The sequence below is a fragment of the Mycobacterium sp. NTMscope_MAC_269 genome (genome assembly GCF_976985695.1).
In genome coordinates this window covers 2,571,471-2,584,580 of the sequence record NZ_OZ335668.1, presented here as the reverse complement: position 1 = coordinate 2,584,580, position 13,110 = coordinate 2,571,471, and the positions used below count along the sequence as shown (strand labels likewise).

At 67.3% G+C, this 13,110-nt stretch carries 13 protein-coding genes; 10 read left to right on the top strand and 3 right to left on the bottom strand.

Annotated features, from left to right (window positions below; translation table 11 throughout):
- Positions 1-8: 8 nt before the first annotated feature.
- A complete protein-coding gene (locus tag ACZ50Z_RS12070; RefSeq protein WP_464483766.1) occupies positions 9-701 on the top strand; it encodes a hypothetical protein in 693 nt (230 codons plus the stop codon).
- Between the two features lie 12 nt (positions 702-713).
- On the opposite strand, the gene ACZ50Z_RS12065 is transcribed toward ACZ50Z_RS12070, so the two are convergent.
- Complete coding sequence (locus ACZ50Z_RS12065; RefSeq protein WP_464483765.1) at positions 714-1,556, bottom strand: ribonuclease Z; 843 nt, start codon at positions 1,554-1,556, stop codon at positions 714-716.
- Positions 1,557-1,725: 169 nt separating this feature from the next.
- Here ACZ50Z_RS12065 and ACZ50Z_RS12060 point away from each other — a divergent pair, with 169 nt between their 5' ends.
- Positions 1,726-2,154 (top strand): CBS domain-containing protein, encoded by a 429-nt coding sequence (locus ACZ50Z_RS12060; RefSeq protein WP_464483764.1) that lies wholly within the window; start codon positions 1,726-1,728, stop codon positions 2,152-2,154.
- 166 nt (positions 2,155-2,320) lie between these two features.
- Here ACZ50Z_RS12060 and ACZ50Z_RS12055 read toward each other — a convergent pair whose 3' ends face one another.
- A complete protein-coding gene (locus ACZ50Z_RS12055; RefSeq protein ID WP_464483763.1) occupies positions 2,321-2,923 on the bottom strand; it encodes a type II toxin-antitoxin system PemK/MazF family toxin in 603 nt (200 codons plus the stop codon).
- A gap of 117 nt (positions 2,924-3,040) precedes the next feature.
- Between ACZ50Z_RS12055 and lepA the strand changes: the two genes are divergently transcribed.
- From lepA to ACZ50Z_RS12040, 3 genes are read left to right on the top strand one after another with little or no spacing between them, the layout of a single operon-like run.
- Positions 3,041-4,912 (top strand): translation elongation factor 4, encoded by a 1,872-nt coding sequence (gene lepA, locus ACZ50Z_RS12050; RefSeq protein ID WP_464486201.1) that lies wholly within the window; start codon positions 3,041-3,043, stop codon positions 4,910-4,912.
- 2 nt (positions 4,913-4,914) lie between these two features.
- Entirely contained in the window at positions 4,915-5,673 is a 759-nt protein-coding gene (locus tag ACZ50Z_RS12045; RefSeq protein ID WP_464483762.1) for a sensor domain-containing protein, read from the top strand.
- A gap of 34 nt (positions 5,674-5,707) precedes the next feature.
- A complete protein-coding gene (locus tag ACZ50Z_RS12040) occupies positions 5,708-6,451 on the top strand; it encodes a sensor domain-containing protein (protein WP_464483761.1) in 744 nt (247 codons plus the stop codon).
- Positions 6,452-6,594: 143 nt separating this feature from the next.
- On the opposite strand, the gene ACZ50Z_RS12035 is transcribed toward ACZ50Z_RS12040, so the two are convergent.
- Positions 6,595-8,634, bottom strand: coding sequence for a glycoside hydrolase family 15 protein (locus ACZ50Z_RS12035; protein ID WP_464483760.1), 2,040 nt, complete (start codon positions 8,632-8,634; stop codon positions 6,595-6,597).
- Between the two features lie 127 nt (positions 8,635-8,761).
- Between ACZ50Z_RS12035 and ACZ50Z_RS12030 the strand changes: the two genes are divergently transcribed.
- The 5 genes from ACZ50Z_RS12030 to ACZ50Z_RS12010 all read left to right on the top strand — a co-directional run bounded on the left by ACZ50Z_RS12030 (position 8,762) and on the right by ACZ50Z_RS12010 (position 13,104).
- The gene (locus ACZ50Z_RS12030; protein ID WP_464483759.1) at positions 8,762-8,956 is read left to right on the top strand and encodes a hypothetical protein; all 195 of its coding nucleotides are present in this window, start codon (positions 8,762-8,764) and stop codon (positions 8,954-8,956) included.
- A gap of 336 nt (positions 8,957-9,292) precedes the next feature.
- Positions 9,293-10,324: a sulfate ABC transporter substrate-binding protein gene (locus ACZ50Z_RS12025; protein WP_464483758.1), complete on the top strand. Its 1,032-nt coding sequence runs from the start codon at positions 9,293-9,295 to the stop codon at positions 10,322-10,324.
- Positions 10,321-11,193: a sulfate ABC transporter permease subunit CysT gene (cysT, locus tag ACZ50Z_RS12020; protein ID WP_464483757.1), complete on the top strand. Its 873-nt coding sequence runs from the start codon at positions 10,321-10,323 to the stop codon at positions 11,191-11,193. The genes ACZ50Z_RS12025 and cysT overlap by 4 nt, the downstream gene beginning before the upstream one ends.
- The gene (gene cysW / locus ACZ50Z_RS12015) at positions 11,190-12,008 is read left to right on the top strand and encodes a sulfate ABC transporter permease subunit CysW (RefSeq protein ID WP_464483756.1); all 819 of its coding nucleotides are present in this window, start codon (positions 11,190-11,192) and stop codon (positions 12,006-12,008) included. The genes cysT and cysW overlap by 4 nt, the downstream gene beginning before the upstream one ends.
- 13 nt (positions 12,009-12,021) lie before the next feature.
- The gene (locus ACZ50Z_RS12010) at positions 12,022-13,104 is read left to right on the top strand and encodes a sulfate/molybdate ABC transporter ATP-binding protein (RefSeq protein ID WP_464483755.1); all 1,083 of its coding nucleotides are present in this window, start codon (positions 12,022-12,024) and stop codon (positions 13,102-13,104) included.
- Positions 13,105-13,110: the final 6 nt, after the last annotated feature.

The following is a 13,110-nucleotide window of genomic DNA, read 5'->3' as shown; positions in this document are numbered from 1 at the left end:
GTGGCGTGATGAACGATTCACCCGGCGGCACGTCCCGGCCCGAGGCGAATCACCGCGGGCCTTCCCTGACGGCGCTGTCCCTGTTGTGCATCGGGCTGCTCTTCGGTGGGATCGCGGTCGGGGTCGCGATGGGCGGCGTCATGCCGTTGCCGTACGGCCCCGTCAGCGCGGTGGCGGCGTACGTGCGCGCCGAGCCGGTGGCCGTGCGGGTGATGGCGGTGGCGGTATTCGCGTCGTCGGTCCCGTTGGCGCTCTACGCGGCGGCGGCCGTCGCGCGGCTGAGGCAGCTCGGAGCCGGCCGCGCGACGGCCGCGATCGCGCTCACGAGCGGCGTCGCGGCGGCCGGGGCGCTCGGGCTCTCGGGATTGCTGGGGTGGACGCTGTCGTGGCCGGAAGTCAGCGCCGACACCTCTGTGGTGCGGGCGTTGTATTTGTTGGTCTTTCTCACCGGCGGCCCGGGCCACATCGTGGCGTTGGGCGTGTTGGTCGCCGCGATGGCGGCGCCCGGGGGAGTGTTGTCCGGGCCGCTCTCCCGGACCGGCCTGGCGACTGCCGTGCTCGCCGAATCGGCGGCCGGGGTGTTGATCTGGCCGGCGCTGGGCGTCCTGTTGCCGATCGCGCGGGTCGTGGCGCTGGTCTGGCTGGTGGTGGCCGGCATCGTCATCGCCCTTGTGACGCAACGGGATTCGTCATCCCGGTGAGCCGCCACCGCCTCAGGAGGGCGCGTCGACCTGAACCCGGTGCAGGTCGTCGCCGAGCTCGATGCGCCCACCGAACTCCCCGGCGGCCAGCGCTCGCCACTGGTCTTCCTGGCCGGGTACCAGCGCCGGCACATAGTGCGTCATGACGAGGGTGCCCACGCCCGCGCGGGCCGCGGTTGCCGCCGCTTCTTCCACCGACGAGTGGTAATCGCAGATGTCGACGAGACGCTGCTGGGGGATGGCGGTGACGATGTCCTTACGGATCACGGTGTGCACCAGGGCGCCGGCGCCGGCCGCGAGCTCGTCCAGGCTCGCGCACGGCACGGAGTCGCCGGCCAGCACCACCGATGCGCCCTCGTATTCGATGCGGAACCCGATGGTCGGGGCGACTGGCCGGTGATCCGTGGCGCCCACCCGGATCGAGACGCCGTCGCGGTCCCACACGGGACCGTCGGTGTATTCGTGGACCTCGACCGCCGGCGGCGCGGTCAGATCGGCGTGATGGGCGATCCGGTAGCCGATGTCGTGGTGGAACGCCTTCAGCGTCGCCTCCACCAGTTCGGCGGTGCCGGGCGGCCCGATGATGGGCAGCGGCGCGGGATCGGGGGTGAAGGTGCTGATCCACCGCGTGATGAGGACGTCGCCGAGGTCGCCGACGTGATCGCTGTGCAGGTGGGTGAGCAGCAGCGCCGACAAGCCCGCGGCGCCCACGCCGACCGCCGCCGCGCGCTGGAGCACCCCGCGCCCGCAGTCCGCCAAAAACACCTGCCCGCCGGCCCGCACCAGGGTCGACGGCCCGGCGCGGTTCGGGTCGGGGATCGGACTTCCGGTGCCCAGCAAAGTGACCTCGATCATGGCGCTTATCTTGCAGGCCCCGCCCGCGCCCAGTGGCCCAATCGAACGATCCGGCCGCACCTCGGCGCTTGGACACAATCTGTTTGCAGGTTCTCTTGGTGCCTTTTCCGCCGCGCGAGTTAGCCGTAGCCTGATGTGAAGCGGATCACAAACCCGGCTGGAGGCCTTGATGCGGATTGCGGACGTCTTGCGGAATAAGGGCGCGGCGGTGGTGACCATCAACCCGGACGCGACGGTTCGTGAGCTGCTCGCGGGCCTGACCGAGCAGAACATCGGCGCCATGGTGGTGGTCGGCGCCGAGGGCGTCGTCGGCATCGTGTCGGAGCGCGACGTCGTGCGCCAGCTGCACACCCATGGCGCCAGCGTGCTGTCTCGCCCGGTGTCCAAGATCATGACCACCATGCTGGCCACGTGCACCAAGACCGACGAGGTCGACGCCATCAGCGTGCTGATGACCAAGAACCGGGTGCGCCACGTGCCGGTGCTCGACGGGAAGAAGCTGATCGGCATCGTCAGCATCGGTGACGTGGTGAAGACCCGCATGGAAGAACTCGAGGCCGAGCAGCAGCAGCTGCAGTCCTACATCACTCAGGGCTGATTGCCCGACTCCTCTTCAGGCCGCACCGCGGCCTGCATCGTCGCCGGGCGGGGCTGATTGCCCGACTCCTCCTCAACCCGCGCGCCGAGCGTGCGCTCAGCGCGAAAATTTTGTCCTTTTCTCGCAGTGGGTGCACGCTCGGCCAATCGCCTGGCGGCGGCGAGGCTCACCGCCAGGAGTAGTCGGCGCGCAGCCGGGCCGCGACCACGTCGAAGATCTCGCGGTCCAGGATGGCGCCCTCGCGGCGGATGCCCTCCTCGGGCACGTCGAGCACGCGGTCTAGCCGGACCCAGCTGGACCTGCCCTCGTAATCCCAACTGCCAGAACCGATTCCAACCCATTCGGAATCGGCGGCGTGGCGTTCCTGGCTGGAGACCATCAACCCCAGCAGGGTGCCGCGGTCACGCCCCACCACCAGCACAGGCCGGTCCTTGCCCCGGCTGGGGTCGTCCTCGTAGACCACCCACGTCCAGACGATTTCGCCGGGGTCGGCCCGCCCGTCCAGACTCGGTGCGTACACGAGTTTGCGGGCCCGCTGCGCGGTGGGCAAGCTGCTGCTGGTCACCGGCCGGCCCGCGACCGTCGTGTCGGACGGTGGCGGCGCGGCAGCGGCGATGACGTTCGCGGTGATCCGAACGGCCTGCTGCAGCTCGCGCAGCACGGTCTGGGAATTCTGCACCTGCCGGGCCAGCCGCGGCACCCCGCTGAACACCAGATTCTCGGCAAACCGCTGGAACGTCTTCCACTGCGATTTCCGGGCAGACGCCATATTCGCAGCATAGACGCGAGCGATCGGGCGCGACTGTGTCCAAGTAGGTCCACACGACGCTGCATAGATACGCTGGACATACCCGCGAACCGCCAGTAAAACGGCCACGCCGCGCCCATCACGTTTGACGTAGACCAGGAGATTCCCATCAGCAGTTTCGCCGACAAGACCTTCACCGCGCCGGCGCAGATTCGGAATTTCTGCATCATCGCCCACATCGATCACGGCAAGTCGACGCTGGCCGACCGGATGCTGCAGCTCACCGGCGTCGTCGATGAGCGCTCGATGCGCGCGCAGTACTTGGACCGGATGGACATCGAACGCGAGCGCGGCATCACCATCAAGGCGCAAAACGTGCGGCTGCCCTGGAAGGTCGAGGATCAAGACCATGTGTTGCACCTGATCGACACCCCGGGCCACGTCGACTTCACCTACGAGGTGTCGCGCGCGCTGGAGGCCTGCGAGGGCGCGGTACTGCTGGTCGACGCCGCGCAGGGCATCGAGGCGCAGACCCTGGCCAACCTCTACCTGGCGCTGGACCGCGACCTGACCATCATCCCGGTGCTCAACAAGATCGACCTGCCGGCGGCCGACCCGGACCGCTATGCCGGAGAACTCGCCCACATCATCGGCTGCGAGCCCGACGACGTGCTGCGGGTGTCCGGCAAGACCGGCGAGGGAGTGGCGAACCTGCTCAACGAGGTGGTGCGGCAGGTGCCGCCCCCCCAGGGCAACGCCGACGCACCGCTGCGCGCAATGATCTTCGACTCGGTCTACGACATCTACCGCGGCGTGGTGACCTACGTGCGGGTGGTCGACGGCAAGATCACCCCACGCGAACGCATCGCGATGATGTCCACCGGCGCCACGCACGAACTGCTCGAGGTCGGCATCGTCTCGCCCGAGCCGAAGGCCAGCGAGGGCCTGGGAGTGGGCGAGGTGGGGTACCTGATCACCGGGGTGAAGGACGTCCGGCAGTCCAAGGTCGGTGACACCGTGACGACGGCCAAGCACGGCGCCGTCGAAGCGCTGACCGGGTACCGCGAACCCAGGCCGATGGTCTACTCGGGGCTGTATCCCGTGGACGGTTCGGACTACCCGGTTCTGCGCGACGCGTTGGACAGGCTGCAACTCAACGACGCGGCCCTGACGTACGAGCCGGAGACGTCGGTGGCGCTGGGCTTCGGATTCCGTTGTGGCTTTTTGGGTTTGCTGCACATGGAGATCACCCGCGAGCGCCTGGAGCGGGAGTTCGACCTGGATCTGATCTCGACGTCACCCAACGTCGTGTACCGGGTGATCAAAGAGGACGACACCGAGATCATCGTGACCAACCCGTCGGACTGGCCCGAAGGCAAGGTGCGCGCCGTCTACGAGCCGGTGGTGAAGACGACCATCATCGCGCCCAGCGAGTTCATCGGCACGATCATGGAGCTGTGCCAGTCGCGCCGCGGCGAGCTCGGCGGGATGGACTACCTGTCGCCCGAACGGGTGGAGCTGCGCTACACCATGCCGCTGGGCGAGATCATCTTCGATTTCTTCGACTCCCTGAAGTCACGCACCCGCGGCTACGCGAGCCTCGACTACGAGGAGGCCGGCGAGCAAGAGGCGGCGCTGGTCAAGGTCGACATCCTGTTGCAGGGCGAGGCGGTCGACGCGTTCAGCGCGATCGTGCACAAGGACGGCGCCTCGGCCTACGGCAACAAGATGACCACCAAGCTCAAAGAGCTGATCCCGCGCCAGCAGTTCGAGGTGCCGGTCCAGGCGGCGATCGGCTCGAAAATCATTGCGCGCGAAAACATCCGAGCCATCCGCAAGGACGTGCTATCCAAGTGCTACGGCGGTGACATCACCCGTAAGCGCAAACTTCTGGAAAAGCAGAAGGAAGGCAAGAAGCGGATGAAGACCATCGGGCGGGTCGACGTGCCGCAGGAAGCGTTTGTCGCGGCGCTGTCTGCGGACGCGGCGGGGGACAAGGGCAAGAAGTAGCCATGCGGATACTCAAAGCGGCGGCGACTCTCGCCGCGCTCGCCACGGTGGTGACGAGTTGTGGCACCGTCGTGGACGGAACGGCCAAGCCGGCGCCGAACCTCAAGCTGCGACCGTTGACTGGCGCGTCGGTCAGCAAGGTCCTGCTCGACGGCGCGACGCTGTCGCGGATGCTCGACCAGACCTTGATCTCCCGCGACCCGGCCCAAGTCGGCGGCCCCGAGAAGCTCTACCAGGTCAAGCGGTCGACGTCGCAGGCCGGTTGCCTGGGTGTGACGGCGATGCTGCAGAAGAGCGTGTACCGCTCCGCTGACGTCCAGGACGTCGCCTCGGTGTCGTGGTGGAACAACGGCGAACCGGCGCAGGTGATCACCGTGATGGAGGGGGTGGTCACGCTGCCGTCGGCCGCGCAGGCTCAGGCACTGTTCGCGCAGTTCTCCCAGCAGTGGCAACAATGCAACGGCATGACGACCTCGGAACAGACCGGCCCGATCAGCACCACGAACGTCATCAGCGATGTCCGCGGCACCGCCACCACCATCGCGGCGACCAAAACCGCCACCTCGGTGCTGCCCAACATGCCGGCCCTGCGGCCCACCCCGCAGGCGCGTGCCATCGGTATCCGGTCGAACTGCCTCGTGGAAGTCGAGGTGGTGTTTTTCGGTGGGCGACGATCCACCGACCCGGGGTCGGCCGACGTGAACGCCAGCGCACTCGACATCGCGCACGCCATGATGGACAGGGTCAACGCGCTCGCGTGAGGTCGCGCTGGGCGCCGGGAAGGCAAGACGAGAAATGAAAAGCCGGTGGCGCGCGCCAGCCGCGGTGATCGCGGTGCTGCTGGCGAGTGGGTGCACCGAAACCACCTCCGGCACAGCCACTCTGGCACCCGACGCGGGGCGGGTGCCAGCCATCAAGCGGGCCTTGTTCGACGGCACCGCGCTGGCAAAGCTGCTCGACCAGCCGTTCCAGCCGTACCCGCGTTACTCGGAGTTCGGCGGCGGCGACAAATTGGGAACCACGTGGGATAAGGCGCAGCCCGCCGAGTGCATCGGCGTCGTCTATTGGATGCAGCGGGGCCCGTATGGCTCGGCGCCAGTACAAGAAACGGCCGCCGAAATGTGGGTGCACAAAGGGGATTCGGTGAAGATCGACTTTGTCCAGCAAGGCATCGTCGCGTTGCGGACGGCTGCGGACGCCGACGCGCTCTTCGCCAGGTTCGTCGCGCAGTGGCAGAAGTGCGACGGGACCACGCTGATCGTGCCGCCGACCGATATATACGGTACGGAAGCCATCTCCGACGTGCACGTCCAGGATTCGGTTGTCGCGGCTACGGTTTCGATGGGATCCGGCCCGCACTCGATTTTGAACGCAACGCCCGTGGCCCGGGCCCTCGGCGTCAAGGGGCCTTACCTGGTCGAGATGACGGTCGACTTCATCCCCATTTATGGGCCAGGAGATCAGGGCAACGGCGACATCAACACCACCGCCATCGACCTCACCCACGCGCTCATGGACAAACTCGGCGCCCGTAGCTGACGCGGCGCCAGCCGATACGAGGGCGGACCTGATGGTGGCGACCCGCTTCGCCCGGCCCAACGGCCGCGCTCGCGATCGCCACGTTTGATGGTGGCGACCCGCTTCGCCCGGCCCAACGGCCGCGCTCGCGATCGCCACGGGAACTACATGGGCGCGTTCGCGGGCTGGAACATCCCGGAGCCGTCGGCCTCCTCCTCGGCGCGAATGACGTGCACCACCGCGTTGATCAGCGCCAGGTGGGTGAACGCCTGCGGGAAGTTGCCCAGCTGGCGACCGGTGCGCGGCTCGATCTCCTCGGCGTAGAGGTGCAGCGGGCTGGCATACGACAGCAACCGCTCGCACAGGCGCTTGGCGCGGCGCACCTCGCCGATCTCGACCAGCGCCGACACCAGCCAGAACGAACAGATCGTGAACGTGCCCTCCTCGCCGGACAGACCGTCGTCGGTCTCCTCGACCCGGTAGCGCAGCACCAAGCCTTCCTGGGTGAGCTCGTCGGCGATCGCCAGCACTGTGTTGCGCACCCGCGGGTCGTCCGGCGGCAGGAACCGCGTCAGCACCACCAACAGCAGCGAGGCGTCCAGCGCGTCGCTGCCGTAGCGCTGGGTGAACACGCCGCGGGAGTCCACGCCGTGCGCCAGGATGTCGTTCTTGATCTCCTCGGCGATGGCGCGCCACTGCTGGGCGTAGCTCTTCTCGCCCTGGCGTTCGGCCAGCTTCGCCCCGCGGTCGAGCGCCACCCAGCACATCACCTTCGACGACGTGAAGTGCTGCGGTTCCCCGCGCACCTCCCAGATGCCGCGGTCGGGCTCGCGCCAGTGCTTGATCGCCTCCTCCACCTGCTTCTTCAGCACCGGCCACAACGTCTCGGGGACCTGCTCACGCGACTTGGCGTGCAGGTAGAAGGAGTCGAGGATGGAGCCCCAGATGTCGTGCTGGACCTGGTCGAAGGCGCCGTTGCCGATGCGCACCGGCCGGGCCTGGTCATAGCCGGAAAGGTGATGCAACTCCTCCTCGACCAGGCTGCGCTCCCCGCCCACGCCGTACATCACCTGCAGCGGGTGCCGCTCGTTGTTGTTGGCCCCCGAGACATCGGCGATGAACGCGAAGAAGTCGTCGGCCTCGCGGTCGAGCCCGAGCGTGTACAGACCCCACAACGCGAACGTCGAGTCGCGCACCCAGGCATAGCGGTAGTCCCAGTTGCGTTCGCCCTGCGGTGTTTCCGGCAGCGACGTGGTGCTGGCCGCCAACAGCGCTCCAGTGGGCGAGTAGGTCAAGCCCTTCAGCGTGAGTGCGCTGCGCTGCAGGTATGCCCGCCACGGGTGGTCGGGGAAGTTCCCGATGTTGATCCACTGCCGCCAGCACTCGGTGGTCTGCCACATCTTGTCGGCGGCCTCTTCGTAGGTCTGCGGCGCCGGATGTTTGGTCCAGCTCAGGGCGACGAACACGTCGTCGCCCTCCTTCATCCGGGTGCGGGCGCGCGCTTCCCGGCCCTCCAGCCCGATCCGCAGGTTGGTGGTGAGCCGCAGCGTCGGGTGGGCGTCGGGTTGCTTGGTGGCGCGCGCGATGGCCTCGCCGTACGCGTTGGCGGAGTATTCCCAGGTGGCGCCGACCCGGTGGTAGTCGAACGCCGGCTCGCAGCTCATCATCAGTTCGACGGTGCCGCTGACGCAGCGCACCGTGCGCAGCAGGATATGCTCGGCGTCCCAGTCCATCGGGGTGCGGCGATGCGTGCGCGACCGGCGGTCCAGGTCGTGCCAGGGGCCCATGACCAGCGCGTCGCGCACGATCAGCCACCCGGTGTGCGTCTGCCAGGTGGTCTCCATGATGAGGCTGCCCGGCAGATACCGGCGGGCCGACGGCACCGAGACGCCATAGGGCCCCAACCGGAAGTGGCCGGCGCTGCGGTCCAGGATCGCCCCGAACACGCTCGGCGAGTCCGGCCGCGGCACGCACAGCCACTCCACCGACCCGGCCGGCGAGATCAGGCAGGTGGTTTCCCAATCCGACAGGAACGCGTAATCGGCGATCGGCGGAAACGGGTTACGCAGGGCCGCGCTGGGCGCGAGGGGGCCGGGTGTGCGCAGGTCGATGGACGAGGACATCGACGTCGCGGCAGCCGCCGGCAACGCTTCCTCGGGCATGGTGTCGGCCGGTTGGTCGTCGGGCTGAACATGCAGAACCATCTGGACATCATCGACCGCGCGGCGGCCCGGCGTCCAACGTTTCGCCGAGGCGGCGTGGCGCGCACCTGCCCGGGTGCCGACGTTCACGCATTGGTTTTGTGCGGCAGCGCCGAATAGGGTGAGCTTCGTGAATGCGTTCCTCAACTGGTGGGACGGCAACGAGCTGTGGCTTTCGGGGCTGCCTTTCGTGCTGCAGGCCACGGTGGTGATGCCGGTCGTGCTGGCGGTCGCCTACGTGACGGCGGCCCTGCTCGACGGCCTGCTCGGCAAGGGCATCGAGTTGATGCGCCGTGCCCGCCATGCCGGTGAGACATCCGGGTAACGCGTATGCCTCGGTCGCACGTGACGTTGATTCTCCTCATCTTGGTGGCGCTGGTGATCGGCACCTGGCTGGTCACCCACGTGATGCACCGCTGAGACGCCCGTGGCGGTTGCCCGGCGCCGGCTGCGGTGGCGGCACCGTCAATTCCTGTTAGGCTTCCCGCCATGCGCGTGGCGTTTGGCATTCCAGGGTGCTACGCCTTCGTGCACTGTTGTCGCTGACTCCCAAACCCGTGTGCGGTCTGGTTCTGGAGTTCTCGAATTCTCCTGAAGTTCTAGTTGCCTTTCCGCTGAGACGGGACCGAGATCCGATACGTTCCCCACCGGAAGGCCTTCGATGGACATCAGGACCGCATTGCGTTGGCGGCCTGTCTCAGCCCTGGTTTTAATAGCAGGCCTCGTCGCCGGCTGCCACGGGGGCGCAAGCGATGCCGTCGGTGGCGGTGGGCTGGCCGGCGCGCACACCAGCATCACGCTGGTTGCCTACTCGGTCCCGGAACCCGGATGGAGCATGGTCATTCCGGCGTTCAATGCCTCCGAGGAAGGCAAAGGCGTCCAGGTGGTGACGTCCTATGGGGCGTCCGGTGACCAGTCCCGCGGCGTCGTCGACGGCAAGCCGGCCGATGTCGTGAACTTCTCCGTCGAACCCGACATCGCGCGATTGGTCAAGGCCGGCAAAGTCTCTAAAGACTGGAACACCGACGCCACCAAGGGAATCCCGTTCGGCTCGGTGGTCACACTCGTGGTGCGCAAGGGCAATCCGAAAAACATCAAGGACTGGGATGACCTGCTGCGGCCCGGTGTTGAGGTCATCACGCCCAGCCCGCTGAGTTCGGGGTCGGCCAAGTGGAATCTGCTCGCGCCGTATGCCGTCAAGAGCGAAGGGGGCGCCAACAGCGCGGCCGGTGTGGATTTCATCAAGAAGCTGGTGACCGAGCACGTCAAACTCCGCCCCGGATCGGGGCGCGAAGCCACCGACGTCTTCGTCCAGGGCAGCGGCGACGTGCTGATCAGCTACGAGAACGAGGCCATCGCGACCGAGCGGGCGGGCAAGGCGGTCGACCACGTCAACCCGCCGCAGACCTTCAAGATCGACAATCCGGTCGCCGTCGTCAACACCAGTCCCCACCTGCAGGCGGCCGTCGCCTTCAAGAATTTCCAGTACACGGCCGCGGCCCAAAAGGTCTGGGCGCAGGCAGGTTTCCGGCCGGTCGACCCGGCGGTCGCCGCCGACTTCCGCGGCCAGTACCCCGTGCCGAAGAAGCTGTGGACCATCGCCGACCTCGGCGGCTGGAGTACGGCGGATCCGCAGCTGTTCGATAAGAACACCGGCAGCATCACCAAGATCTACACGCAGGCCACCGGATGACGGCCATCACGCCGGACCCGATGGCGATCCGCCCCGAACTCAGCGGCGAACCCGGGCACGGGCCGCTGCACGGACGTGGCCGGGGGACCACCGCCCTGCGGGTCGGGGCGGCCACGGTGTGGCTGTCGGTGATCGTGTTGCTGCCGCTGGCGGCGATCGCCTGGCAGTCCGCCGGCGGCGGCTGGCACGCGTTCTGGCTCGCGGTCACCTCGAACGCCGCGTTGGAGTCGTTCGAGGTGACCCTGACGATCTCGGCCGGGGTGACCGTGCTCAACCTGATTTTTGGCCTGGTGATCGCGTGGGTGCTGGTGCGCGACGACTTCGTCGGGAAGCGCCTCGTCGACGCGATCATCGATCTGCCGTTCGCGCTGCCCACCATCGTCGCCAGCCTGGTCATGCTGGCCTTGTACGGCAACAACAGCCCGGTCGGGCTCCATCTGCAGCACACCGCGTGGGGTGTGGCGGTGGCTTTGGCCTTCGTCACGCTGCCGTTCGTGGTCCGCGCGGTCCAACCGGTGCTGCTGGAATTGGACCGCGAAGTCGAGGAGGCGGCGGCGTCGCTGGGCGCCAGCGGCCCCAAGATCTTTACGTCCGTGGTGCTGCCGGCTCTACTGCCCGCCCTGTTATCCGGTGCGGGCCTGGCGTTCTCACGCGCGATCGGCGAGTTCGGGTCGGTGGTGCTGATCGGCGGTGCGGTGCCGGGTAAGACCGAAGTGTCCTCGCAGTGGATACGGACGTTGATCGAGAACGACGACCGCACCGGTGCGGCCGCGATATCCATTGTGCTGTTGGCGATCTCGTTCGTGGTCCTGCTCATCTTGCGGGTCGTGGGCGGGCATGCGGCCAAACGCGAGGAGCTGGCCGCATGACGTCGTCCGCGGGAGTCCGCTACGGGCTGCGCTTCGTGGCGCTCGGATACATTTTCGTGTTGCTGGTCGTGCCGGTGTCGTTGATCCTGTGGCGGACATTTCGACCCGGGTTCGGCCAGTTCTACGCCTGGGTCAGTACCCCCGCGGCGATCTCGGCGCTGAACTTGACGTTGCTGGTGGTGGCCATCGTGGTGCCGCTCAACGTGGTTTTCGGTATTCCGACAGCATTGGTGCTCGCGCGCAACAGGTTTCGCGGCAAGGGCGTGCTCCAAGCGATCATCGACCTGCCGTTCGCGGTCTCGCCCGTCATCGTGGGCGTGGCGTTGATCGTGTTGTGGGGTTCGGCAGGTGCGCTGGGGTTCGTCGAAAAAGACCTCGGCTTCAAAATCATCTTCGGTCTGCCGGGCATCGTGCTCGCCAGCATCTTCGTCACCCTGCCGTTCGTGGTGCGTGAGGTCGAGCCGTTGCTGCACGAGTTGGGCACCGACCAGGAGGAGGCGGCGGCAACGCTGGGTTCGGGCTGGTGGCAGACGTTTTGGCGGATCACGCTGCCCTCCATCCGGTGGGGCCTGACCTACGGCATCGTGTTGACAGTCGCACGTACCCTAGGTGAATACGGTGCGGTGCTCATAGTGTCGTCGAACCTGCCGGGGAAGTCGCAAACGCTGACATTGCTTGTTTCGGACCGATACAACCGCGGCGTCGAGTACGGCGCCTACGCGCTGTCGACCCTGCTGATGGGGGTTGCCGTGCTGGTGCTGGTTTTCCAGGTGGTCCTCGATGCCCGCCGCGCCCGAGCGGCGAAACAAGCCTGACGAGGAGAATGACGTGACAGACACCGGTACCGGCCGGGACGACCTCGCCATCATCGTGCGCGACGCGTACAAACACTATGGCGATTTCGTCGCGCTGGACCACGTGGACTTCGTGGTGCCGACCGGTTCGCTGACGGCGTTGTTGGGTCCCAGCGGCTCGGGCAAATCGACCCTGCTGCGCATGATCGCCGGCCTCGACCAACCCGACAGCGGGACCGTCACGATCTACGGTCGTGACGTGACCGGCGTGCCCCCGCAGCGCCGCGGCATCGGGTTCGTCTTCCAGCACTACGCGGCGTTCAAGCACCTGACCGTCCGCGACAACGTGGCGTACGGGCTGAAAGTCCGCAAGCGACCCAAGGCCGAAATCAAAGCCAAAGTCGACAACCTGCTGGAAGTGGTGGGGCTCAGCGGTTTTCAGAACCGCTATCCCAACCAGCTCTCCGGTGGTCAGCGACAGCGGATGGCGCTGGCGCGGGCGCTGGCGGTCGACCCGCAGGTGCTGCTGCTCGACGAGCCGTTCGGCGCGCTCGACGCCAAGGTGCGCGAGGATTTGCGGGCGTGGTTGCGCCGCCTGCACGACGAGGTGCACGTCACCACCGTGCTGGTCACCCACGACCAGGCTGAGGCATTGGATGTCGCCGATCGGATCGCGGTCCTCAACCACGGCCGCATCGAGCAGATCGGATCCCCGACCGACGTCTATGACGCCCCGGCGAACGCGTTCGTGATGTCGTTTTTGGGCGCGGTGTCCACGCTGAACGGCGCCTTGGTGCGACCGCACGACATCCGGGTGGGCCGCAATCCCGAGATGGCGATCGCCGGCGGCGACGGCACCGCGGAGTCGATCGGGGTGGTGCGCGCCACCGTCGACCGGGTGGTAGCGCTGGGTTTCGAGGTGCGGGTCGAATTGACCAGCGCCGCCACCGGTGGCTCCTTCACGGCACAGATTACGCGCGGCGACGCCGAGGCCCTGGCGTTACGCGACGGCGACACCGTCTACGTGCGCGCGACCCGGGTTCCACCGATCGCCCCCACTGCGGAGGATTCTGGCCGCAAAGCGGACGAGGATGAGAGCACGCTGACGTCGGCGTGACGATCG

Excerpts from the sequence above, each read along its gene's own strand:
- ACZ50Z_RS12045 (WP_464483762.1), top strand. The coding sequence starts at position 4,915 with ATGCGGATACTCAAAGCGGCGGCGACTCTCGCCGCGCTCGCCACGGTG.
- ACZ50Z_RS12040 (WP_464483761.1), top strand. The coding sequence starts at position 5,708 with ATGAAAAGCCGGTGGCGCGCGCCAGCCGCGGTGATCGCGGTGCTGCTG.
- ACZ50Z_RS12060 (WP_464483764.1), top strand. The coding sequence starts at position 1,726 with ATGCGGATTGCGGACGTCTTGCGGAATAAGGGCGCGGCGGTGGTGACC.
- ACZ50Z_RS12070 (WP_464483766.1), top strand. The coding sequence starts at position 9 with ATGAACGATTCACCCGGCGGCACGTCCCGGCCCGAGGCGAATCACCGC.
- cysW (WP_464483756.1), top strand. The coding sequence starts at position 11,190 with ATGACGTCGTCCGCGGGAGTCCGCTACGGGCTGCGCTTCGTGGCGCTC.
- cysT (WP_464483757.1), top strand. The coding sequence starts at position 10,321 with ATGACGGCCATCACGCCGGACCCGATGGCGATCCGCCCCGAACTCAGC.
- ACZ50Z_RS12055 (WP_464483763.1), bottom strand. The coding sequence starts at position 2,923 with ATGGCGTCTGCCCGGAAATCGCAGTGGAAGACGTTCCAGCGGTTTGCC.
- ACZ50Z_RS12035 (WP_464483760.1), bottom strand. The coding sequence starts at position 8,634 with ATGGTTCTGCATGTTCAGCCCGACGACCAACCGGCCGACACCATGCCC.
- ACZ50Z_RS12065 (WP_464483765.1), bottom strand. The coding sequence starts at position 1,556 with ATGATCGAGGTCACTTTGCTGGGCACCGGAAGTCCGATCCCCGACCCG.
- ACZ50Z_RS12025 (WP_464483758.1), top strand. The coding sequence starts at position 9,293 with ATGGACATCAGGACCGCATTGCGTTGGCGGCCTGTCTCAGCCCTGGTT.